16 protein-coding genes and 1 pseudogene are annotated in these 20,479 nt (G+C 68.7%); 10 read left to right on the top strand and 7 right to left on the bottom strand.

Translation table 11 applies throughout. The features are described 5' to 3' along the window. Nucleotides 1–140 precede the first annotated feature (140 nt). Nucleotides 141–1,685: a phosphoenolpyruvate carboxykinase gene (locus A9G05_RS05595; RefSeq protein ID WP_069560020.1), complete on the bottom strand. Its 1,545-nt coding sequence runs from the start codon at nt 1,683–1,685 to the stop codon at nt 141–143. A gap of 358 nt (nt 1,686–2,043) precedes the next feature. Next, complete coding sequence (gene hslO, locus A9G05_RS05590) at nt 2,044–2,937, bottom strand: Hsp33 family molecular chaperone HslO (protein ID WP_069560019.1); 894 nt, start codon at nt 2,935–2,937, stop codon at nt 2,044–2,046. Nucleotides 2,938–3,040: 103 nt separating this feature from the next. On the opposite strand from hslO, the gene A9G05_RS05585 reads away from it, so the two are divergent. Further along, nucleotides 3,041–3,832 (top strand): phosphatase PAP2 family protein, encoded by a 792-nt coding sequence (locus tag A9G05_RS05585; protein ID WP_083272505.1) that lies wholly within the window; start codon nt 3,041–3,043, stop codon nt 3,830–3,832. Nucleotide 3,833: 1 nt separating this feature from the next. On the opposite strand, the gene A9G05_RS05580 is transcribed toward A9G05_RS05585, so the two are convergent. Beyond that, complete coding sequence (locus A9G05_RS05580; protein ID WP_069560017.1) at nt 3,834–4,229, bottom strand: RNA-binding S4 domain-containing protein; 396 nt, start codon at nt 4,227–4,229, stop codon at nt 3,834–3,836. Between the two features lie 179 nt (nt 4,230–4,408). On the opposite strand from A9G05_RS05580, the gene A9G05_RS05575 reads away from it, so the two are divergent. Continuing rightward, nucleotides 4,409–4,819, top strand: coding sequence for an ATP-dependent zinc protease (locus A9G05_RS05575; protein ID WP_240915804.1), 411 nt, complete (start codon nt 4,409–4,411; stop codon nt 4,817–4,819). After that, on the top strand, nt 4,816–5,721 hold the full coding sequence (rimK, locus tag A9G05_RS05570; RefSeq protein WP_069560015.1) for a 30S ribosomal protein S6--L-glutamate ligase: 906 nt from the start codon (nt 4,816–4,818) through the stop codon (nt 5,719–5,721). The genes A9G05_RS05575 and rimK overlap by 4 nt, the downstream gene beginning before the upstream one ends. Before the next feature lie 18 nt (nt 5,722–5,739). Here rimK and A9G05_RS05565 read toward each other — a convergent pair whose 3' ends face one another. The 3 genes from A9G05_RS05565 to ompR all read right to left on the bottom strand — a co-directional run bounded on the left by A9G05_RS05565 (nt 5,740) and on the right by ompR (nt 11,782). Continuing rightward, nucleotides 5,740–9,516: an EAL domain-containing protein gene (locus tag A9G05_RS05565; RefSeq protein ID WP_069560014.1), complete on the bottom strand. Its 3,777-nt coding sequence runs from the start codon at nt 9,514–9,516 to the stop codon at nt 5,740–5,742. 164 nt (nt 9,517–9,680) lie between these two features. Continuing rightward, nucleotides 9,681–10,994, bottom strand: coding sequence for an ATP-binding protein (locus A9G05_RS05560; RefSeq protein ID WP_069560047.1), 1,314 nt, complete (start codon nt 10,992–10,994; stop codon nt 9,681–9,683). 56 nt (nt 10,995–11,050) lie between these two features. Further along, entirely contained in the window at nt 11,051–11,782 is a 732-nt protein-coding gene (ompR, locus tag A9G05_RS05555) for a two-component system response regulator OmpR (protein ID WP_044405307.1), read from the bottom strand. 190 nt (nt 11,783–11,972) lie between these two features. Here ompR and A9G05_RS05550 point away from each other — a divergent pair, with 190 nt between their 5' ends. From A9G05_RS05550 to rmf, 4 genes are all read left to right on the top strand, one after another. Next, nucleotides 11,973–14,291 (top strand): Tex family protein, encoded by a 2,319-nt coding sequence (locus tag A9G05_RS05550; RefSeq protein WP_069560013.1) that lies wholly within the window; start codon nt 11,973–11,975, stop codon nt 14,289–14,291. A gap of 4 nt (nt 14,292–14,295) precedes the next feature. Next, nucleotides 14,296–14,679, top strand: coding sequence for a PaaI family thioesterase (locus A9G05_RS05545; RefSeq protein ID WP_069560012.1), 384 nt, complete (start codon nt 14,296–14,298; stop codon nt 14,677–14,679). Nucleotides 14,680–14,802: 123 nt separating this feature from the next. Next, a complete protein-coding gene (gshA, locus tag A9G05_RS05540) occupies nt 14,803–16,389 on the top strand; it encodes a glutamate--cysteine ligase (RefSeq protein ID WP_069560011.1) in 1,587 nt (528 codons plus the stop codon). 124 nt (nt 16,390–16,513) lie between these two features. Then, entirely contained in the window at nt 16,514–16,729 is a 216-nt protein-coding gene (gene rmf, locus A9G05_RS05535) for a ribosome modulation factor (RefSeq protein ID WP_069560010.1), read from the top strand. Nucleotides 16,730–16,789: 60 nt separating this feature from the next. Here rmf and A9G05_RS05530 read toward each other — a convergent pair whose 3' ends face one another. Next, nucleotides 16,790–17,689: a LysR family transcriptional regulator gene (locus A9G05_RS05530; protein WP_069560046.1), complete on the bottom strand. Its 900-nt coding sequence runs from the start codon at nt 17,687–17,689 to the stop codon at nt 16,790–16,792. Between the two features lie 110 nt (nt 17,690–17,799). Between A9G05_RS05530 and A9G05_RS05525 the strand changes: the two genes are divergently transcribed. From A9G05_RS05525 to A9G05_RS05515, 3 genes and pseudogenes are all read left to right on the top strand, one after another. Continuing rightward, a complete protein-coding gene (locus tag A9G05_RS05525; RefSeq protein WP_069560009.1) occupies nt 17,800–19,038 on the top strand; it encodes a 3-hydroxyacyl-CoA dehydrogenase in 1,239 nt (412 codons plus the stop codon). Nucleotide 19,039: 1 nt separating this feature from the next. Next, nucleotides 19,040–19,198: pseudogene (locus A9G05_RS26425) on the top strand (acyl-CoA dehydrogenase N-terminal domain-containing protein); the annotation flags it as partial. Between the two features lie 113 nt (nt 19,199–19,311). Continuing rightward, nucleotides 19,312–20,475: an iron-containing alcohol dehydrogenase gene (locus tag A9G05_RS05515; protein WP_069560007.1), complete on the top strand. Its 1,164-nt coding sequence runs from the start codon at nt 19,312–19,314 to the stop codon at nt 20,473–20,475. The last annotated feature ends 4 nt before the right edge of the window (nt 20,476–20,479 follow it).

Below are 20,479 nucleotides of genomic sequence, written 5' to 3'. Positions count from 1 at the left end.
AGGGGCAGGTTCCCCGCCCCACCATCCTGGTCAGGTTTGGCTCCGGAGCGCGCTTCTATGCTGTGTAGATCGGGCAAGTCTATAGGGACACGAAAAATGAAAAAGCCGCCCGTAGGCGGCTTCTTCGTACAACGGGTCCCTTACAGCTTGGGACCGGCGTTGCGGATGGCGTCGGAGACGTCGAACTTCTTGAAGTTCTCGACGAATTTCTCGGCCAGGGCCTTGGCGGCCGCGTCGTAGGCGGCCTTGTCAGCCCAGGTGTTGCGCGGGTTGAGCAGCTCGGTCTCGACGCCCGGAACGGCTTTCGGCACGTCCAGGTTGATGATGTCCAGGTGCTCGGTTTCGGCACCGATCAGTGCGCCGCTCTGGATGGCTGCGATCACGCCACGGGTGGTGGGGATGCTGAAGCGCTTGCCGACGCCGTAGCCACCGCCGGTCCAGCCGGTGTTGACCAGGTACACCTTGGAGCCGAAGCCCTGGATGCGCTTGATCAGCAGTTCGGCGTACTCACCGGCCGGGCGCGGGAAGAAGGGGGCGCCGAAGCAGGTGGAGAAGGTGGACTTGATGCCGCCGCCGGAGCCCATTTCGGTGGAGCCGACCAGGGCGGTGTAGCCGGACAGGAAGTGGTAGGCCGCCTGTTCGTTGTTGAGGATGGAGACGGGCGGCAGTACGCCGGTCAGGTCGCAGGTCAGGAAGATGACCGCGTTCGGCTCGCCGGCACGGTTGGCTTCGACGCGCTTTTCCACCAGGTGCAGCGGGTAGGCGGCACGGGTGTTCTGGGTCAGGCTGTCGTCGCTGTAGTCGGGCAGGCGGGTTTCCGGGTTGAGCACGACGTTTTCCAGCACGGCACCGAACTGGATGGCTTTCCAGATCACCGGCTCGTTCTTCTCGGACAGGTCGATGCATTTGGCGTAGCAGCCGCCTTCGACGTTGAACACGGTGCCCACGCCCCAGCCGTGCTCGTCGTCACCGATCAGGTAACGGCTCGGGTCGGCGGAGAGGGTGGTCTTGCCGGTGCCGGACAGGCCGAAGAACAGGGTGGTGTCGCCGTCTTCGCCGACGTTGGCGGCGCAGTGCATCGGCAGCACGTCTTTTTCCGGCAGCAGGAAGTTCTGCACGGAGAACATGGCCTTCTTCATCTCGCCGGCGTAGCGCATGCCGGCGATCAGGACTTTCTTGGCGGCGAAGTTGAGGATCACGCAACCGTCGGAGTTGGTGCCGTCACGCTCGGGCTCGCAGACGAAGTTCGGGGCGTTGATGATCTGCCATTCCTGGCGGCCCTGCGGGTTGTACTGCTCGGGGTTGATGAACAGGCAGCGGCCGAACAGGTTGTGCCAGGCGGTCTCGGTGGTCATCTTGACGGCCAGGTAGTGCTCGGGGTCGGCACCGACGTGTACGTGGGAGACGAAGCGCTCGCGTTCGGTCACATAGGCTTCGACACGGGCCCACAGTGCATCGAACTTGTCCGCCGGGAAGGGACGGTTGATGGCGCCCCAGGCGATCTTGGCGTCGGTGCTCGGCTCCTGGACGATGAAGCGGTCAGCCGGAGAACGGCCGGTGCGATGGCCGGTCTGCACGACCAGCGAACCGTTGGCGGCCAGTTCACCTTCGCCACGGCGGATGGCTTCTTCCACCAGTTGCGCGGCGCTGATGTCGGTGTACACGGCTTTATTGGCTTGCGTCATGTGGTTCCCCGTCGGCCAGAGGCCGAGTCCTCCAATGCGAAATGTAGTGAGCCTTGCGACCCGCTACAGCGAAAAAAGTGCGCCGGATTATGCCAGAGGAAACCGGGCGATTGCGAGATGACTGGACGTAAGGCACGCCCCGCCTGGGGTCCAGGCGAAATCGGGGGGCGCTGGAAGGGTTCTCCGTGACCACTGGTCGGGGGCCGAAAGGCCGCTACAAGACTTGAATCGCATCCGCCGGTCACGTTCCGGACCGCAGCCGCTGAAGCGACGATGCAGCGGGGGCCCCGGCGACATATCCACAGGGGCGTCCTCGCTACAAATGGGTAGCAGCCTTACGAATTCCGCCGAGGGGTGCTCAGTGGCGGGTTTGCGACGGCGCGTGGCTGCCGCCACCGGCGAAGAGCTGGGCTACGTCGGCGGCGTCGAAGCGGTAGCGCTGGTTGCAGAACTGGCAGTCGATCACCACGGCGCCGCCCTGTTCCTCCACCAGTGCCTCGGCGTCGGCCTGGCCGAGGCTGACCAGGGCGTTGGCCGAGCGCTCCCGCGAGCAACTGCAGTGGAAGCGCAGCGGGCGGGGGTCGAACAGGCGCACGGTCTCTTCGTGGAACAGGCGGTGCAGCACGGTTTCGTTGTCCAGCCCCAGCAGCTCCTCGGCGGTGAGGGTGTCGGCCAGCGTGGTCAGGTGCTGCCAACTGGCGGCTCGGGCTTCCGGGTCCTTCTGGCGGTCGGCGGGCAGGGCCTGCAGCAGCAGGCCACGGGCGTTGCGACCGTCTGCGTTGAGCCAGAAGCGAGTCGGCAACTGTTCGGAGTTGGCGAAGTAGGTGGACAGGCACTCGGCCAGGTTGGCGCCTTCGAGGGTGACGATGCCCTGGTAGCGCTGGCCCTGGCGCGGGTCCACGGTGAGGGTCAGCACGCCCTCTGGCATCAGTTGCTGGAGGTCGGCGCCGGGGCTGATCTGCTCGGCGTGGTAGCGGGCGATGCCGCGGATCTCGCGCTCGCTGGAACATTCCACCATCAGCAGTGGCACGGCGCCGCTGGAGCGTGCCTGCAGCACCAGCAGGCCGTCGAACTTCAGGGTACCCACCAGCAGGGCGGCAGCGGCGAGGATCTCGCCCAGCAACTGGGCCACCGGTTCCGGGTAGGGGTGCTTGGCCAGGACGTGGGTGTAGCTCTCGCCGAGGGACACCATTTCACCGCGCACGTCGGTGTCGTCGAAGAGGAAGCGCTGGGTATTGTCGGAAATCGGCATGGGGGGCAACCACAAGAAGGTGACAGATCGGTGACGTCGCACTATAAAGCGCGCCATTCCGCTGCCCGCGATAGATGAGGATGGGAATTTTATGGAGAAACCAATGCGTGTCCAAGCCTCCTGGCGATGGCCGGCCCTGGTCGGGCTGCACCTGCTGGCGGCCCTGGTACTGGCCAGTTGGCTGTGGCCGGCCACCCGTGAGCTCTGGGACCTGGCCGATGCTGCTGTCTACCGGGCGCTGAACGGCTCCCTCGAGGGTCGCCCGGTGTGGATGGCTTTCTGGGCCTTCGCCAGCACCCGCCTGTTCGACATCCTCGCCGGCGGCCTGATGCTGGCGCTGCTGATCCGCCAGGACTGGACCTTCCGTCGCCATGAGCTGCGCCCGGCGCTGTTCACCTTCCTTGCCCTGCTGGCGATGTTGCTGGTGGTGCGCTCGCTGTTCACCAAGATCGGCGTGCACTTCGGCTGGCAGCACGCGAGCCCCTCGGTGGTGCTGGGCGGTATCCAACTGAGCGACCAGTTCCCGCTGCTGGAAAGCGTGTTCGAGGTGAAGGACCGCTCCAGCCGCAGCTTCCCGGGGGACCACGCCTCGGTGCTGATGCTCTGGGGCCTGTTCATGGCGATCTTCGCCCGTGGCTGGGCGCGTGTGACCGTGCTGGCCATCGCCACGGCGCTGATGCTGCCGCGCCTGGTGGCCGGCGCCCACTGGCTGACGGACGATGTGGTCGGTGGCCTGGTGATCACCCTGGTGGTCATCGCCTGGGGCTTCTGCACCCCGGCCGGCAGCCACCTGGCGCACCTGCTGCAGTGGCTGGCCAGCCCGGCGCTGCGCCTGGGCGGCTACATCCCGCTGGTGAACCGCCTGGCGCTGCTGGACACCAAGCGCCTGCGCTGACCTATTCGGCGGCGCCGCGCAGGGAATGGATCTGCCGGCGCTGCTTCTTGGTGGGCCGTCCGTCGGTCTGCACCCCCAGGGCCCCGGCCTTGCGCAGGGCCGCTGCCTCTTCCCGGCGGGCAATGCTGTCGGCCGTTTCCTCGTACAGCGCCTGGGCCTCCGGCGCGCCCCGGCGCACCACCGACAGGGCGCGGACCACCACGGTGCGTTCGTCGAAGCCGGTGCGGATCACGTACTCGTCGCCGATACGTGGCTCCTTGCCCGGCTTGCAGCGCTCGCCCCGGTGATGGACCTTGCCGCCCTCGATGGCCTCCTTGGCCAGGGCGCGGGTCTTGTAGAAGCGCGCGGCCCAGAGCCACTTGTCCAGGCGCACCTTGTCGTCGTCTTTCTCGCGCATCGTTGCTTTCCCTCCGGGGCGCCCTGCGGGCGCCCGCACATCGTCGGCCGGTGGCGGATGCAGTTGTCACGCGGCCCATCTAGAATGCCGGCAACTCTACCGGAATCCCCACCGTGAAGACCTTCGATCACCTCTCCGTGGTCGGCCTGCGTGAATGGATCGCCCTGCCGGAACTCGGCATGGTCGGTCTGCGAGCGAAGGTCGACACCGGGGCGAGTACCTCCAGCCTGCACGCCAGCGACATCGTGCCCTTCGAGCGCGATGGCGAGCGCTGGGTGCGCTTCACCGCGCACCTGGGCACCCTGGTGCAGCGGCGCCACCGCTGCGAGGCGCGACTGGTCTCGGTGCGCACGATCAAGAGTTCCAACGGCCAGGCCCAGAGCCGCTATGTCATCAGCACCACTGTGGTGCTGGGTGATCGCGCCTGGCCCATCGAATTCACCCTGGCCTGCCGCAAGACCATGCGCTACCGCGTGCTCATCGGCTCCAAGGCCCTGGTGGACGGGCAACTGGTGGTCAACCCCGCCCTCAGCTACGTACAGGACAAGCCGACCCTGCCGGCGTTCGACTCCCTCCCAGGTGCCCAATGAAGATTGCCGTGCTGTCGCGCAACCCGCGTCTGTATTCGACCCGTCGTCTGGTGGAGGCCGGCCAGCAGCGCGGTCACGAGATGGTGGTGATCGACACCCTGCGGGCCTACATGAACATCGCCAGCCACAAGCCGCAGATCCACTACCGTGGCCGCGCGCTGGACGGCTTCGACGCGGTGATCCCGCGCATCGGTGCCTCGGTCACCTTCTACGGCTGCGCGGTGCTGCGGCAGTTCGAGATGATGGGCGTGTGCCCGCTCAACGAGTCCGTGGCCATCACCCGCTCCCGCGACAAACTGCGCTCCCTGCAACTGCTCGCGCGCAAGGGCATCGGCCTGCCGGTGACCGGCTTCGCCCACTCGCCGGACGACATCCCCGATCTGATCCGCATGGTCAACGGCGCTCCGCTGGTCATCAAGGTGCTGGAAGGCACCCAGGGCATCGGCGTGGTGCTATGCGAGACGGAGAAGGCCGCCGAGTCGGTGATCGAGGCCTTCATGGGGCTGAAGCAGAACATCATGGTGCAGGAGTACATCCGCGAAGCCGGCGGTGCCGACATCCGCTGCTTCGTGGTGGGGGACAAGGTGATCGCCGCCATGAAGCGCCAGGCCAAGCCCGGCGAATTCCGCTCCAACCTGCACCGGGGCGGCACCGCCAGCCTGATCAAGATCACCCCGGAGGAGCGCATGACGGCGATCCGCGCCGCCAAGGTCATGGGCCTGTCGGTGGCCGGGGTGGACATCCTGCGTTCCAACCACGGCCCGCTGGTGATGGAGGTGAACTCCTCGCCGGGTCTGGAAGGTATCGAGACCACCACCGGCAAGGACGTCGCCGGCATCATCATCCAGCACCTGGAGAAAAACGCCGGCCCCAACCTCACCCGCACCAAGGGCAAGGGCTGAGGCCCGTCTCCCTGCTCCTCAGACCGAATCGGCCAGGGCGCGCTCGCGGTGCTGCACCCAGGCCAGGAAGGCCGGCCCGTCCAGCGGCGGGCTGATGTGGAAGCCCTGGCCCAGGGCGCAGCCCAACTGGCGCAGGGACTGGTACTGGCCGTCCGCCTCGATGCCTTCGGCCACGCATTCCAGCCCCAGGTTGCGGCCGATGGCGAGGATGGTCTCCACCAGGGCAGCGTCGCTGCCCTCGCGCTCCAGCCCCTCGACGAAGCTGCGGTCGATCTTCAGCCGGTCCAGCGGCAGGCGCTTGAGGTAGATCAGCGAGGAGTAACCGGTGCCGAAATCGTCGATGGCAAAGCGCACCCCCAGCCGTTTCAGCTCCAGCATGGCGGCGATGCAGCGCTCCACGTCCTCCATCAGGCTGCCTTCGGTGATCTCCAGCTCCAGCGCATGGGCCGGCACGCCGTGGCGCTGCAGGCAGGCGCTGACCCGGGCGACGAAGTCCGGCTGGCGCAGGTCGCGGGGGCTGATGTTGATCGCCAGCACCAGGGCGGGCCGGTGTGGCAGCCACTGGGCGAGGTGGGCGCAGGCCTGGTCCAGCACCCAGTTGCCCAGTTCGAGGATCAGCCCGGTTTCCTCCGCCAGGGGGATGAACTGCGACGGTGACACCACGCCCCGGCTGGGCGTGCACCAGCGCAGCAGCGCCTCGGCGCCCACCACCTGGCCGCCGGCCAGCTCCAGTTGCGGCTGGAACTGGAGGAACAACTGGTCCCGCGCCAGGGCCTGGCGCAGCTCGCTCTGCAACTGCAGGCGCTGGTCGATGGCGGCCTGCATGGCCGGGGCAAAGAAGTGCAGCGCGTTGCGCCCGCCCTGCTTGGCCCGGTACATGGCGGTGTCGGCCTGCTTGAGCACGTCGGCGGCGCCCTGGCGCTCGAAGGGGTGCAGGGCGATGCCGATGCTGGCGCTGACCGCCAGCTCGTGCTCGCCGATGCGGTAGCTGCCGCGCAGGCTCTGCAGCAGTTTGGCGCCCACTTCGGCGGCGTGCTCGGCGGCGCCGTCGGCATCCGGCGCCAGGGCCTCCAGCAACACCACGAACTCGTCGCCGCCCAGCCGCGCCAGGGTGTCCTCGGCGCGCAGGCAGCCGGCCAGGCGCGCGGTCACCTCGCGCAGCAGGGCATCGCCCACCGGGTGGCCGAGGCTGTCGTTGACGGTCTTGAAGTGGTCCAGGTCGATGAACAGCAGTGCGCCGAAGCGCCCGTCGCGGCCCTCGCGGGCCATGGCGTGCTGCAGGCGGTCCAGCAGCAGGCGGCGGTTGGGCAGGCCGGTGAGTTCGTCGCTGTAGGCCAGGCGCTCGATCTCGCGCTGGTAGCGCTGACGTTCGGAGATGTCGGTGATGCTCAGGCGGATCAGTTGCCGATCGCGTCCCGGCAGGCGCACCAGGCGCACCTCGCAGGGGCGTATGCGCCCGGCGAAGTCACGCATCAGCCATTCGAACAGTGGCGTCTCGCCGGCCAGGGCGGCGCGGGCGTGGGTGCGGCCGACTTCCTGGGAGCTGCGCCCGTCGGCCTGGTGGGGCGGGCTGAAGCTGTCGGGCATGCGGCCGAGCAATTGCTCGCGGGGCAGGCCGTAGAGCCGTGCGGCGTTCTCGTTGGCGTCGGTGATGCCGTGTTCCGGGTCGAACACCAGGATCGCCTCGGGGGCGTGCTCCACCAGCACGCGGTAGCGGTCCTCCGCCTCGCGCCGGGCGCTGACGTCTTCCACCAGGATCAGCAGGGCATACAGCTTGCCCTCGGCGTCACGCACGCCGCGAACGTTGACCCGGGTGTCCACCACACTGCCGCCTGGCCGCAGGAAGCGCTTGTCCAGCTCGTAGCCGTCCCGCAGGCCCTGGCGCAGTTCCACCAGCAGTTCGTCTTCCTGGGGGCGGTCATCCGGGTGGGTGATGCTCATCCAGTCTCGCCCCTGCAATTGCTCGCGGGAGCGCCCGAGGATGCTGCACAGCTTGAAGTTCACTTCCTGCCAGCCCTGTTCCGGCGAGCACAGGGCCATGCCCATCAGCGGGGCCTCGAAGAACAGGTGCAGGTGCTCGTCGCGCTCGCGCTGGCGGCGTTCGGTGCGCTTCTGCTCGGTGAGGTCCTGCACTGCGCCGTAGATGCGCATCACCTGGTCGCCGTCGCATTCGGCCAGGCCCTTGAAGCGCAGGGTGCGCGGGATGCCCTTGGCACTGGTGATGTGCAGCTCCATGTCGAAGGGGGTACCGGTTTCCAGCACCCGCTGCAGGGTGGCTTCGGCCTGTTGGCGGCTGGCGGCGTCGAAGAAGTCCAGCACCTGTTCGAAACTGGGCGCACCGTCGGCGGGGTCGAGGTCGAAGATGCGGAAGGTGCCTTCGCTCCAGAACAGCGTGCGTGCCGGCAGTTGCAGCACCCAGCCGCCCAGGTCGGCGATGGCCTCGGTCTGGCTCAGCAGGTGGGTCTGGCGCAGCAGCTCCTCGCGGCGCATGGCCAGCTCCTCGGCCAGCAGCTCGCGGGTGCTGACGTCGTGCTGCAGGGCGACGAAGTGGCTGATGCCCTCGCCGTCGCGCATCGGCGCCAGGGTCACCTCGTTCCAGAACAGGCTGCCGTCCTTGCGGTAGTTGCGCAGGATCACCTGGGTCGGTTCGCCCTGCTCAATGGCAGTGCGCAGGCGTTGCAGGGCGGACTGGTTGCGGTCGTGCCCGACGAGGAAGCGGCAGTTGCGGCCGATTGCATCCTCGCGGCGGTAGCCGGTGATGCGCTCGAAGGCGCTGTTGCAGTAGATCAGCGGGAAGTCGGGGTCGCGGGCGTCGGCGATGGTGACGCCCAGCGGCGTCGCCTCCATGGCCAGGCTGGCCATGGCCAGCTCGCGTTGCATCTCGGCGCGTCGCCGCAGGTTAAGGCGCAGGTCGCTGAGGCTGCGGCCCACCAGCAGGGCGGAGACCATCAACAGCAGCACGCTGAACTGCAGCTCGTTGCGCCGCGTCTCCAGCCACTGGCTGGCGTCGCCGAGCTCGCGCAGGGCCGGCAGCGCCAGCACGCTGATGGTGGTGACCACGGCACCCCAGAGTGCGCCGCTGAAACCCCAGCCCAGGGCCAGGCTGAGGATCGCCAGGCCGATCACCGGCAGGGTCATGGGCAGTGGCATCACCGCCATCAGCAACGGCAGCGCCACTGCCGGCAGCAGCAGGACGGGCCACGGCGGCAGGCGGCGGATGGCCTCCGGCAGCGGCTCGTAGACGCCGAGCGCCCAGCCGTTGCGACGCAGCCAGGGGGTGCCGTAGACCAGCAGCGGCAGACTCAGCACCAGGGTGGTGAGGCTGTCGCCCAGCCACATCTCCAGGCTGGCCAGCAGCCAGGCTTCGTGGGTGATGACGCCGGTGGCCAGCAGGTTGCCCTGAACGCCGAGGCTGACCAGGGTCACCGGCACCAGCACGCCCAGCAGCATGAAGCGCAGCAGGCTGGCGAAGTCCGGCAGGCCGGCCTCGGCCTGGTGGCGGCGCAACAACAGCCAGGCGGCGCCGATGGAGAGGGTCTCAGGCAGGGCGTAGAGCGGCGCCAGGCGCCAGTCCAGCCCCCACAGCGGGATGCTCGCCAGGGCGTTGAGGTAGACGCTGGCCAGCACCCGGGGGCCCCACCAGAGGGTGAGCACCAGGCCGAGGGCGAATGGCAGGTACCAGAGCGCGACACCGCCGGAAACCTGGGTGCCCAGCGACATCCAGGTGGCCAGGTGCAGCAGGGGCAAGGGCACCCACCAGGTCCATCGGGGCGCAAGGGCGTGGGCGTCGGGCATGGGGGCCTCTTGTCGACGCAGGGCTGGGCAGGGTTCAGGGCGCCTAGAGTACGTGGATCAGGGCAAAGTGACACTATCGAAATGAGCGCCGTTGCGGCGCGTCGACAGAAGGCAGGCAAGCCCCGGGCCGGCCAGGCGACCCGGGGCTTGCAGCAGCGATGGGGTCAGGCTGCGTCGCGGGGCAGCAGCAGGCCCAGGGGCAGGCAGACGCGGGCTTCCAGGCCGCCGCCGGAGCGGTTGCGCAGCTCGACGCTGCCGCCGTGCTGGGCCGCGATACGCTTGACGATGGCCAGGCCCAGGCCGGTGCCCTTGCCCCCCCGGGCGCGGTCGCCACGGATGAAGGGGTTGAAGATGTCGCCCAGCTCGGCCGGGTCGATGCCCTGGCCGCGGTCCAGCACGCTCAGCACCACGTAGGGGGCGCTGTGGTCACCGGCCACATAGGCCGCCACTTCCACGCCGTCGTTGGCATAGCGCAGGGCGTTCTCGATGAGGTTGGTGAGCAGGCGCTTCATCGACACCCGGCGCAGCGGCACCAGCGGCACCGGCTCCAGGCAGAGGCGTACCTGTTCCTCCTGCTGGTTGTAGGGCGCCACCACTTCACGCACCAGCTCGCCCAGGTCCATTTCCTCCACGCGCTCATCGCGGCCGTCGCGGATGAAGGCGAGGAACTGATCGAGGATGGCGTCCATGTCCTCGATGTCGCGGACCATGTCCTCGGTCAGTTCCGAATCGGCGCTCATCAGCTCCAGGGACAGCCGCAGGCGGGTCAGCGGCGTGCGCAGGTCGTGGGAGACGCCGGCCAGCATCAGCTCGCGCTCGCGGGCGGCCTGCTCGACGTCTTCGGCCATCTGGTTGAAGGCGCGGTACACCTCGGTCATCTCGCTGGGCGTGTCGCTCACCGGCAGGCGCACGCTGCGGCCCTGGCCGAGGTGGCGGGCGGCGAACACCAGGCGCTTGAGCGGGGCATTGAGCTGGCGCACGAAGATCCAGGCGGCGGCGGTGGACAGCAGGCCGATGCCGAGGAACCAGCCGAGCACGCTCCAGATGCGCTGACCGCGCAGCGGGTGCGGGTAGAGCGGGATGCGCACCCAGTCCGGGCCGAGGCTGGGGGCGTGAACCCAGAGCGCCGGCGGGCTTTTGGCACGCAGGCGCACTTCGGTCTGCGGGCCCAGTTCGGTCTGCATCTGCCGCTCGAAGATTTCACTGTAGGGCCAATGCTGCTCGGTAGGCGGGACCTCGTCCTGGACCACCCGGGCCAGGCCGGCGGCGCGCGCCAGTTGTTCGCGCTCGCCCTCGCTGGCGGCCCAGTAGGCACGCAGGGTCAGCGCCGCGCCGTGGCTGTACTGGCGGTCCACCAGCACGTCCTCGTTCATCATCAGGTACACCAGGGTCAGCGCCTTGGAGAACAGCACGACGATGAGCACCAGCCAGAGGGTGCGGGAGAAGAAGCTCTGCGGGAACCAGTAGGGCGTTTTCATGGGGGGGCGGTTGCCGGGAGCAGGGGTGCCGCGCGGGGCGCGCGCGGCGGAAAGGGTCACTTGTTGCCGTCCGGCACGAAGACGTAGCCGACGCCCCAGACGGTCTGGATGTAGCGCGGCTTGGACGGGTCTGGCTCGATCAGTCGGCGCAGGCGCGAGATCTGCACGTCGATGGAGCGCTCCAGGGCGTCCCATTCACGGCCACGGGCCAGGTTCATCAGCTTGTCGCGGGTCAGCGGTTCGCGGGCGTGCTGGACCAGGGCCTTGAGCACGGCGAACTCACCAGTGGTGAGCATGTGCACGTCATCGCCGCGCTTGAGCTCGCGGGTGGCCAGGGACAGCTCGTATTCGCCGAAGCTGACCACTTCGTCCTCGCTGGACGGCGCGCCCGGCACCTGGGGCGCCTGGCGGCGCAGCACGGCCTTGACCCGGGCCAGCAGCTCGCGCGGGTTGAAGGGCTTGGCCAGGTAGTCGTCGGCGCCCAGCTCCAGGCCCTGGATGCGGCTGGATTCGTCGCCCTTGGCGGTGAGCATGATGATCGGCACCTGGTTGTTCGAGGCGCGCAGGCGGCGGCAGGCGGAGAGGCCGTCCTCGCCGGGCAGCATCAGGTCCAGCACCAGCAGGTGGAAGAGCTCGCGGGCCAGCAGGCGGTCCATCTGCTCGACGTTTTCCACCGCGCGCACGCGGTAGCCCTGTTCCTCGAAGAAGCGTTCGAGCAGACGGCGCAGGCGCGCGTCGTCGTCGACGATCAGGATCTTTTCACCCTCGGCGTTGGGGATGCTGCTCATGGTCACTCCAGATTCTTCGGCGCGGTATTATCGCTCAGGCCACCGGTGCGGCGGCCCGTCCATTGTTAGCAGATTTTTCCCCCAACGGTTCCCTGGCCGGCGCGGGCCGGTGTTTATAATGCGCCGCTCTTTTGCCCGGCCGGGCCTTGCCGGCCGGTTCTTCCGTTGCTTACAGGTGTGTTTTCTCTCAATGGACAGCATCAACAACCGTATCGCTGAAGAGCTGGGTGTACGCCCGCAGCAAGTCGCCGCCGCCGTTGCCCTGCTCGACGAGGGCTCCACCGTGCCCTTCATCGCCCGTTACCGGAAGGAAGTCACCGGCAGCCTGGACGACACCCAGCTGCGCACCCTGGAAGAGCGCCTGCGCTACCTGCGCGAGATGGAGGACCGCCGTGGCGCGATCCTCGCCAGCATCGAGGAGCAGGGCAAGCTGACCCCGGAGCTGGCCCGCGAGATCAAGCTGGCCGACACCAAGACCCGCCTCGAAGACCTCTACCTCCCCTACAAGCAGAAGCGCCGCACCAAGGGCCAGATCGCCCTGGAAGCCGGCCTGGGCGAGCTGGCCGATGCGCTGTTCGCCGACCCGAGCCTGGCCCCGGAGGCCGAGGCCGCGCGCTTCATCGATGCCGAGAAAGGCTTCGCCGACACCAAGGCCGTGCTGGAAGGCGCCAAGTACATCCTCATGGAGCGCTTCGCCGAGGACGCCACCCTGCTGGCCAGCCTGCGCAGCTACCTCAAGGACAACGCCACCCTGTCCGCCCGCCTGGTGGCCGGCAAGGAGCAGGAAGGCGCCAAGTTCAGCGACTACTTCGAGCACGACGAAGCCCTCAAGGGCGTGCCGTCCCACCGTGCCCTGGCGATCTTCCGCGGGCGCAACGAGGGCGTGCTGAGCATCGCCCTGAAGGTGGGCGAGGAGCTGCCAGGCACCCTGCACCCCTGCGAGGTGATGATCGGCGAGCGCTTCGGCGTGAAGGACCAGGGTCGCGCCGCCGACAAGTGGCTGGGCGAGGTGGTGCGCTGGACCTGGAAGGTCAAGCTCTACACCCACCTGGAGACCGACCTGCTGGGCGAGCTGCGCGAAGCCGCCGAGACCGAGGCGATCAACGTCTTCGCCCGCAACCTTCACGACCTGCTGCTGGCTGCCCCGGCCGGCCCGCGCTGCACCCTGGGCCTGGACCCGGGCCTGCGCACCGGCTGCAAGGTGGCCGTGGTGGATGCCACCGGCAAGCTGCTGGACACCGCCACCGTCTACCCCCACGTGCCCCACAACAAGTGGGACGAGACCCTGGCCACCCTCGGCAAGCTCTGCGCCAAGCACGGCGTCGAGCTGATCGCCATCGGCAACGGCACCGCCAGCCGCGAGACCGACAAGCTGGCCGGTGAGCTGGTGCGCAAGCTGCCGGGCCTGAAGCTCACCAAGATCATGGTCAGCGAGGCCGGCGCCTCGGTGTACTCCGCCTCGGAGCTGGCGGCCAAGGAATTCCCCGAGCTGGACGTGTCCCTGCGTGGCGCCGTCTCCATCGCCCGCCGCCTGCAGGACCCGCTGGCCGAACTGGTGAAGATCGACCCGAAATCCATCGGCGTCGGCCAGTACCAGCACGACGTCTCCCAGTTGCAGTTGGCGCGCAGCCTGGATGCCGTGGTCGAGGACTGCGTGAACGCCGTCGGCGTGGACGTGAACACCGCCTCCGCCGCCCTGCTGGCGCGCATCTCCGGCCTCAACAGCACCCTGGCGCAGAACATCGTCACCTACCGTGACGCCAACGGCGCGTTCAAGACCCGCGACGAGCTGAAGAAGGTCAGCCGCCTCGGCGAGAAGACCTTCGAGCAGGCCGCCGGCTTCCTCCGCGTGATGAACGGCGACAACCCGCTGGACGCCTCGGCGGTGCACCCGGAGACCTACCCGCTGGTGCAGCGCATCGCCGCCGACACCGGCCGCGACATCCGCACCCTGATCGGCGACTCGGGCTTCCTCAAGCGCCTGGACCCGGCCAAGTTCACCGACGAGACCTTCGGCCTGCCCACCGTCACCGACATCCTCAAGGAGCTGGACAAGCCCGGCCGCGACCCCCGCCCCGAGTTCAAGACCGCCGAGTTCCAGGACGGCGTCGAGAGCCTCAAGGACCTCAAGCCCGGCATGGTGCTGGAAGGCGTGGTCACCAACGTCACCAACTTCGGCGCCTTCGTCGACATCGGCGTCCACCAGGACGGCCTGGTGCACATCTCCGCGCTGTCGGAGAAGTTCGTGAAGGACCCTTACGAAGTGGTCAAGGCCGGCGACATCGTCAAGGTCAAGGTCATGGAAGTGGACATCCCACGTAACCGCGTCGGCCTGTCCATGCGCATGAGCGACACCCCCGGCGAGAAGGTCGAGGGCCCGCGTGGCGGCGGTCGTCCCCAGGGCGGCCAGCGTCCCGATCGGGGTGCCCCGCGCCAGCAGCAGGCCGCCCCGGCGAACAACGCCATGGCCTCGCTGTTCGCCAACGCCAAGCAGATCAAGAAGAAGTAAGGCCATGGCACTCGATGACCCGCAGACCGCCAGCGCCTTCAGCCGGCTGCTCGGCATCGAAGCGGTGAGCCTCGGCGACGGTGTCGCCGAGGCCCGCCTGCCCATGGGCGAGCACCTGCGCAACCGGGGCCAGGTGATGCACGGCGGGGCGATCTTCACCCTGCTGGACATCGCCATGGGCCTGGCCTGCACCAGCGTCCACGGCTTCGACCGGCGCAGCGCCACCATCGAATGCAAGATCAACTACATCCGCCCCGTGGCCGATGGCGAGATCACCTGCCGGGCCCGCGTGCTGCACGCCGGCTCGCGCACCCTGGTGGTCGAGGCCGACGTGCAGCAGGGCGACAAGCTGGTCGCCAAGGGACAAGGCACCTTCGCCCAGTTGTAAGCGCCAGGACGGCGACGCTCTATTCTGGACGAAGCGACAACGCAGTCATGTCCGCCCCTTGTAGACCGATCAGTCCACCCTCATATTGGGGCGACTGTCCACTGGGACCCACAGGATTCCAAATTGAGCGACCTTCTCTCCCGCCGCCTGGCGCTGCTTGGCGAGCGAGCCAACCTGTCCCTGCTGACCCAGTGCCTGCACGGCATCGAGCGTGAATGCCTGCGCGTCGACCCACGTGGCCAACTGGCCCTGACCGACCACCCGGTGGCCCTGGGCTCGGCCCTGACCCACGGGCAGATCACCACCGACTACTCCGAGTCGCTGCTCGAATTCATCACCCCCACCGAGCACGACCCCGCCGCCACCCTCGACGACCTCGACCGCATCCACCGCTTCACCTACCAGAAGCTGGACGGCGAATACCTGTGGAGCGCCTCCATGCCCGGCCGCCTGCCGAGCGAGGAGGCCATCCCCATCGCCCGCTACGGCAGCTCGCCCATCGGCCGGCTGAAGTACGTCTACCGGCGTGGCCTGGCGGTGCGCTACGGCAAGACCATGCAGTGCATCGCCGGCATCCACTACAACTTCTCCCTGCCCGAGGCGCTGTGGCCGCTGCTCAAGGCCGCCGAGGGCGATACCCAGAGCGCGCGCGACTACCAGTCGGCGCGCTACATTGCCCTGATCCGCAACTTCCGCCGCTACAGCTGGCTGCTGATGTACCTGTTCGGCGCCGCCCCGGCACTGGACGAAAACTTCCTGCGTGGCCGTCCCCACGACCTCGACCGCCTCGACGCCGACACCCTCTACCTGCCCTGGGCCACCAGCCTGCGGATGAGCGACCTGGGCTATCAGAACAACGCCCAGGCCGGCCTGACGCCCTGCTACAACAGCCTCGACAGCTACCTGTCGAGCCTGCGCCAGGCCGTCTCCACGCCGTACCCGCCCTATGCCGAAATCGGCACCAAGCAGAACGGCGAGTGGGTGCAGTTGAACACCAACGTCATCCAGATCGAGAACGAGTACTACTCCTCGATCCGCCCCAAGCGCGTCACCTACACCGGCGAACGCCCGATCCAGGCGCTGATGGCCCGTGGCGTGCAGTACATCGAAGTGCGCTGCCTGGACATCAACCCCTTCCTGCCGCTGGGCATCGACCTCGCCGAGTCGCGCTTCCTCGACGCCTTCCTGCTCTACTGCGCCCTGGCCGACAGCCCGCCCATGGCCGGTGACGAGTGCCACGCCTGCACCGACAACTTCCAGCGGGTAGTCAAGGAAGGCCGCCGCCCGGGCCTGCGCCTGCAGCGTCCGGACGGCGAGATCGGCCTGGTGGAATGGGCCGGCGAACTGCTGGAACGCATCGCCCAGACCGCCGCCCTGCTGGACCGCGCCCAGAGTGGCGAGGCCCACGCCCAGGCCCTGGCCGAACAGCGCCGCAAGGTCGGAGACCCGTCCCTGACGCCGTCGGCCCAGGTGCTGGCGGAGCTGCGAGAACGCGGCGAGAGCTTCAGCCAGTTCGCCCTGCGCCAGAGCGAGGCCCATGCCCGCGCGTTCCGCGAGCGCCCGCTGGAGGTCGCCGACGTGCAGCGCTTCGAGGCCATGGCCCAGTCCTCGCTGGAAGAGCAGGCGCGCCTGGAAGCCGAGCCTGAAGGAGATTTCGACACCTTCGTCGCCGCCTACCAGGCCAGCATCCTCGGGCTGCTGAGCAACTGAGGCAGACGGAGCGAGCGCCGCGTCACAAAACCGACAAGCAGGGGCTCCAGGCGGGATAAGTGGCCAACCATGCCGGAAAGCCGACGGCTAGCATGGTCCCTGAACCCTTCTGCGAGCCTGCGTCATGGCGCCGCCCGATCACGATCAAGAGCCCGCTCCGCCGCTGTGGAGCCTGGAAGACCTGAACAAGGCCTACCAGCAGGGCTACATGGCCGGTCTCACCGGCCAGTCCATCTACCCGCAACCCTATGCGGCGGACGTTCTTGCAGCGGCCTGGGAGGCCGGCTGGGACGATGGCCACGACCAGTATCAACTGCAGCGTCCGCCGCGCATCGCCTGAAGCACACCTGGCCACGGCATCCGCCAACCTGCCCTGACCCGCATCCCCTCGGCCGGCCGCTCAGGCCTGGCCGACCGCCATCAACTGCTCCACCAGCCAGCCCAGCGCTGCGTCGGAGTCGCGCTGGGCCAGGCTCACCAGGTCCAGGTGGAACGGCCCCAGGGCGAAGGGCAGGGGGTGCACCGCGAGCGGCAGCAACCGCGCGAAGTGCGCCGCCAGCCGCGCCGGCAGCACCACCGTGAGGTCGGTACCGGCCACGATGTGGGCCGCCTGCAGGTAGTTCGGCGTGGTGTAGACGATCTCCCGCGCCAGACCCTGCTCCCCCAGCCACTGATCCACCATGCCTTTGGTCTGGCCCCCATGTACCCACAGGTGGCGTAGCCTCAGGAAGGTCGCCAGGTCCGGCGCCTGCTGCAGTTGCGGGTGATCGCGGCGGGCCACGAGGCGCAGGCTCTCGCTCATCCAGCGCCGTGCTCGGAAGCGCGCCGGGATGCGCTCGAAGCGCCCCAGCACCAGGTCCAGCTCGCCCTGGTCCAGCGCCTCGGCCGGCAGGCTCGGGGTCAGGTGGCGGATGGCGATGCGCAGCCCCGGCGCCTCCAGGGCCAGTTGCTGCAGCAGCCGGGGCATGGCGATCAGTTCCACGTAGTCGGTCACCGCGATGGTGAAGCGCTGCTGGCTGCGCGCCGGGTCGAAGCCCTCGCCGGTCACCAGGCTCTGCTCGATCTGGCGCAGTGCCGCGCGGATCGGCATCTCCAGCGCCAGGGCCCGTGCCGTGGGCTGCATGCCACGGCCCACGCGGGTCAGCAGCGGGTCGCCGAGCAGCTCCCGCAGGCGGTTCAGGGCGTTGCTCACCGCCGGCTGGCTCAGCGCCAGGCGTTCCGCCGCGCGGGATACGCTGCGTTCGCGCAGCAGGGCATCGAGCACCCGCAGCAGGTTCAGGTCGAAGTTGGAAATATTCACAGCGGGAATGCGGCCTATCACAAGACTAAATTTTAAAAATAGTACCGGCTTCCTTACTGTGTTCCACGGCTCTCAAGCTCCCCCACCCAGAACAACAAGAGGACGAGGCAATGACCCGCACCCCCTACGACATCCAGCACGCCGCCGTGATCGGCGCCGGCACCATGGGCCGCGGCATCGTCATGAGCCTGGCCAGCGCCGGCATTCCCGTGCGCTGGCTGGACAGCAACCCGCAGATGCTCGAACAGGGGCTGGGCGTGGTGGCCGACACCTACGCCCACAACGTGCGCCAGGGCCGCATCGACGAAGCCGAGGCCGCCGCCCGCCGCGCGCGCATCCAGCCGGTGCAGGGCTACGACGACCTGGCCGAGGTGGACCTGGTGATCGAAGCGGTCTACGAGAACCTCGACCTCAAGCAGCAGATCTTCCGCGCGCTGGACGCCCGGCTGAAGCCCTCGGCCATCCTCGCCAGCAACACCTCGGCGCTGGACATCGACGCCATCGCCGCCGTCACCGCCCGCCCCGAGCAGGTCCTCGGCCTGCACTTCTTCAGCCCGGCGCACATCATGAGGCTGCTGGAGATTGTGCGTGGCGCCAGGACCGCCCAGCCGGTGCTGGACGCTGCCCTGGAGCTGGGCAAACGCATGGGCAAGGTCAGCGTCGTCGCCGGCAACTGCGACGGCTTCATCGGCAACCGCATGCTCCACGCCTACGTCCGCGAGGCGCGGATGATGCTGCTGGAAGGCGCCTTCCCCCACCAGGTCGACGCCGCCCTGCAGGCCTTCGGCTTCGCCATGGGCCCGTTCCGCATGTACGACGTGGTCGGCATCGACCTCGAATGGCGCGCCCGCGAACTGGCCGGCAAGGGCCAGGACGATCCGGCGGTGCAGGTGGACAACCGCCTCTGCGCCCTTGGCCGCTTCGGCCAGAAGTCACGCATGGGCTACTACCGCTACGCCGAAGGCAGCCGCCAGGCCGAGCACGACCCGGAAGTGGATGCCCTGGTGCTGGCCGTCTCCGAGCAGCTTGGCTTCCAGCGCCGGGCCATCGGCCAGGAGGAAATCCTTGAGCGCTGCCTGTTGGCGCTGGTCAACGAGGGCGCGAAGATCCTCGAAGAAGGCATCGCCGCCTCCAGCGCCGACATCGACACCGTCTACCTCAACGGCTACGGCTTCCCTGCCGACAAGGGCGGCCCCATGAGCTGGGCCGACGGCCAGGGCCTGGAGGCCCTGCGCGAGCGCCTGGAGTACCTCGCCGGCCGCCACGGTCTGCACTGGCAACCCGCCGCCCTGATCCAGCGCCTGGCCGCCGAAGGCCGGGGCTTCGCCGACTGCTGCCTGGAGGCTTGAGATGAGCTACACCGCCCCCCTGCGCGACATGCGCTTCGTGCTCCATGAACTGTTCGACGCCGCCGGCCATTGCGAACGGCTGGGCAATGGCCTGGACCGCGAGCTGATCGACGGCGTGCTGGAAGAAGGCGCGCGCTTCTACCTGCGCCGCGTGCTGCCACGGGCCAGCGGCCACCGCGAGGCGCTGCTCGGCGGCGCCGACTGCCTGATGGCGCTGCCGGAGGCGCACTTCGCCTTCTGAGTCCGGGCCACACAACAACAAGAGGACGCCCCATGCAGCCCTTCAGCTTTGCCACCACCGCGCAGATTCTCTGCGAATCCGGCTCCGCCACCCGCCTCGCTGAGCTGTGCCGCGAGCGCGAGGCCCGGCGCGTACTGATCGTCACCGACCCGGGCATCACCCGCCTGAACCTGCTTGACCCGATCCTGCCGGGCTTCGCCGCCGCCGGCGTGGCGGTGGAGGTGTTCGACCAGGTGCAGGCCGACCCGCCGGAGGCGGTGGTGCTGCAGGCGGTGGACCAGGCGAAGGTCCTGCGCGCCGAACTGGTGATCGGCTTCGGCGGCGGCAGCTCCATGGACGTGGCCAAGCTGGTGGCGCTGCTGGCCCACCCGGCGTGCGTGCAGGGGCTCCAGGACCTCTACGGCGTCGGCAACGCCCGGGGCCGGCGCCTGCCGCTGATCCAGGTGCCGACCACCGCCGGCACCGGTTCGGAAGTCACCCCCATCGCCATCGTCACCACCGGCGAGACCACCAAGCTGGGCGTGGTGTCGCCGCTGCTGCTGCCGGACCTGGCGCTGCTGGACGCCGATCTCACCCTCGGCCTGCCCGCAGCCGTCACCGCCGCCACCGGCATCGACGCCATGGTCCACGCCATCGAGGCCTACACCAGCCGCCACAAGAAGAACCCGCTGTCCGACCTGCTCGCCCGCGAGGCCCTGCGCCTGCTCTGCGCCCACCTCGACGAGGCGGTGCACAACGGCCGCAACCGCGAGGCGCGCCAGGCCATGCTGCTGGGCGCCTGCCTGGCCGGGCAGGCCTTCGCCAACGCCCCGGTGGCAGCGGTGCACGCCCTGGCCTATCCCCTGGGCGGGCACTACCACATCCCCCACGGGCTCTCGAATGCGCTGGTGCTGCCCCACGTGCTGGGCTTCAACGCCGAGGTGGCCGCGCCGCTCTACGCCGAACTGGCGCCGCTGGTGCTGGGCCGCAAGTTGCAGCCGGGCAACGCGCTGCACCTCACCGAGCAGCTCATCGTCGAGCTGGCCGACTGCAGCGAGCGCAGCGGCCTGCCCACGCGCCTGCGCGATGCCGGCGTGGCCGAGGCCATGCTGCCGCAACTGGCGAAGGACGCCATGTTGCAACAGCGCCTGCTGGTGAATAATCCGCGCGATGTCAGCGAGCGCGATGCGCTGGCGATCTACCAAGCCGCCTACTGAGACG

It is taken from the genome of Pseudomonas sp. ENNP23 (assembly GCF_001728945.1).
Taxonomy (GTDB): domain Bacteria; phylum Pseudomonadota; class Gammaproteobacteria; order Pseudomonadales; family Pseudomonadaceae; genus Metapseudomonas; species Metapseudomonas otitidis.
Note: the sequence above shows the minus strand (reverse complement) of the source record. Positions and strands in the feature narration are given on the sequence as shown.

What these genes read in the sequence shown, in the direction of transcription:
- A9G05_RS05595 (WP_069560020.1), bottom strand. Translation starts at nt 1,685, where the DNA reads ATGACGCAAGCCAATAAAGCCGTGTACACCGACATCAGCGCCGCGCAA.
- hslO (WP_069560019.1), bottom strand. Translation starts at nt 2,937, where the DNA reads ATGCCGATTTCCGACAATACCCAGCGCTTCCTCTTCGACGACACCGAC.
- A9G05_RS05585 (WP_083272505.1), top strand. Translation starts at nt 3,041, where the DNA reads ATGCGTGTCCAAGCCTCCTGGCGATGGCCGGCCCTGGTCGGGCTGCAC.
- A9G05_RS05580 (WP_069560017.1), bottom strand. Translation starts at nt 4,229, where the DNA reads ATGCGCGAGAAAGACGACGACAAGGTGCGCCTGGACAAGTGGCTCTGG.
- A9G05_RS05575 (WP_240915804.1), top strand. Translation starts at nt 4,409, where the DNA reads ATGGTCGGTCTGCGAGCGAAGGTCGACACCGGGGCGAGTACCTCCAGC.
- rimK (WP_069560015.1), top strand. Translation starts at nt 4,816, where the DNA reads ATGAAGATTGCCGTGCTGTCGCGCAACCCGCGTCTGTATTCGACCCGT.
- A9G05_RS05565 (WP_069560014.1), bottom strand. Translation starts at nt 9,516, where the DNA reads ATGCCCGACGCCCACGCCCTTGCGCCCCGATGGACCTGGTGGGTGCCC.
- A9G05_RS05560 (WP_069560047.1), bottom strand. Translation starts at nt 10,994, where the DNA reads ATGAAAACGCCCTACTGGTTCCCGCAGAGCTTCTTCTCCCGCACCCTC.
- ompR (WP_044405307.1), bottom strand. Translation starts at nt 11,782, where the DNA reads ATGAGCAGCATCCCCAACGCCGAGGGTGAAAAGATCCTGATCGTCGAC.
- A9G05_RS05550 (WP_069560013.1), top strand. Translation starts at nt 11,973, where the DNA reads ATGGACAGCATCAACAACCGTATCGCTGAAGAGCTGGGTGTACGCCCG.
- A9G05_RS05545 (WP_069560012.1), top strand. Translation starts at nt 14,296, where the DNA reads ATGGCACTCGATGACCCGCAGACCGCCAGCGCCTTCAGCCGGCTGCTC.
- rmf (WP_069560010.1), top strand. Translation starts at nt 16,514, where the DNA reads ATGGCGCCGCCCGATCACGATCAAGAGCCCGCTCCGCCGCTGTGGAGC.
- A9G05_RS05525 (WP_069560009.1), top strand. Translation starts at nt 17,800, where the DNA reads ATGACCCGCACCCCCTACGACATCCAGCACGCCGCCGTGATCGGCGCC.
- A9G05_RS05515 (WP_069560007.1), top strand. Translation starts at nt 19,312, where the DNA reads ATGCAGCCCTTCAGCTTTGCCACCACCGCGCAGATTCTCTGCGAATCC.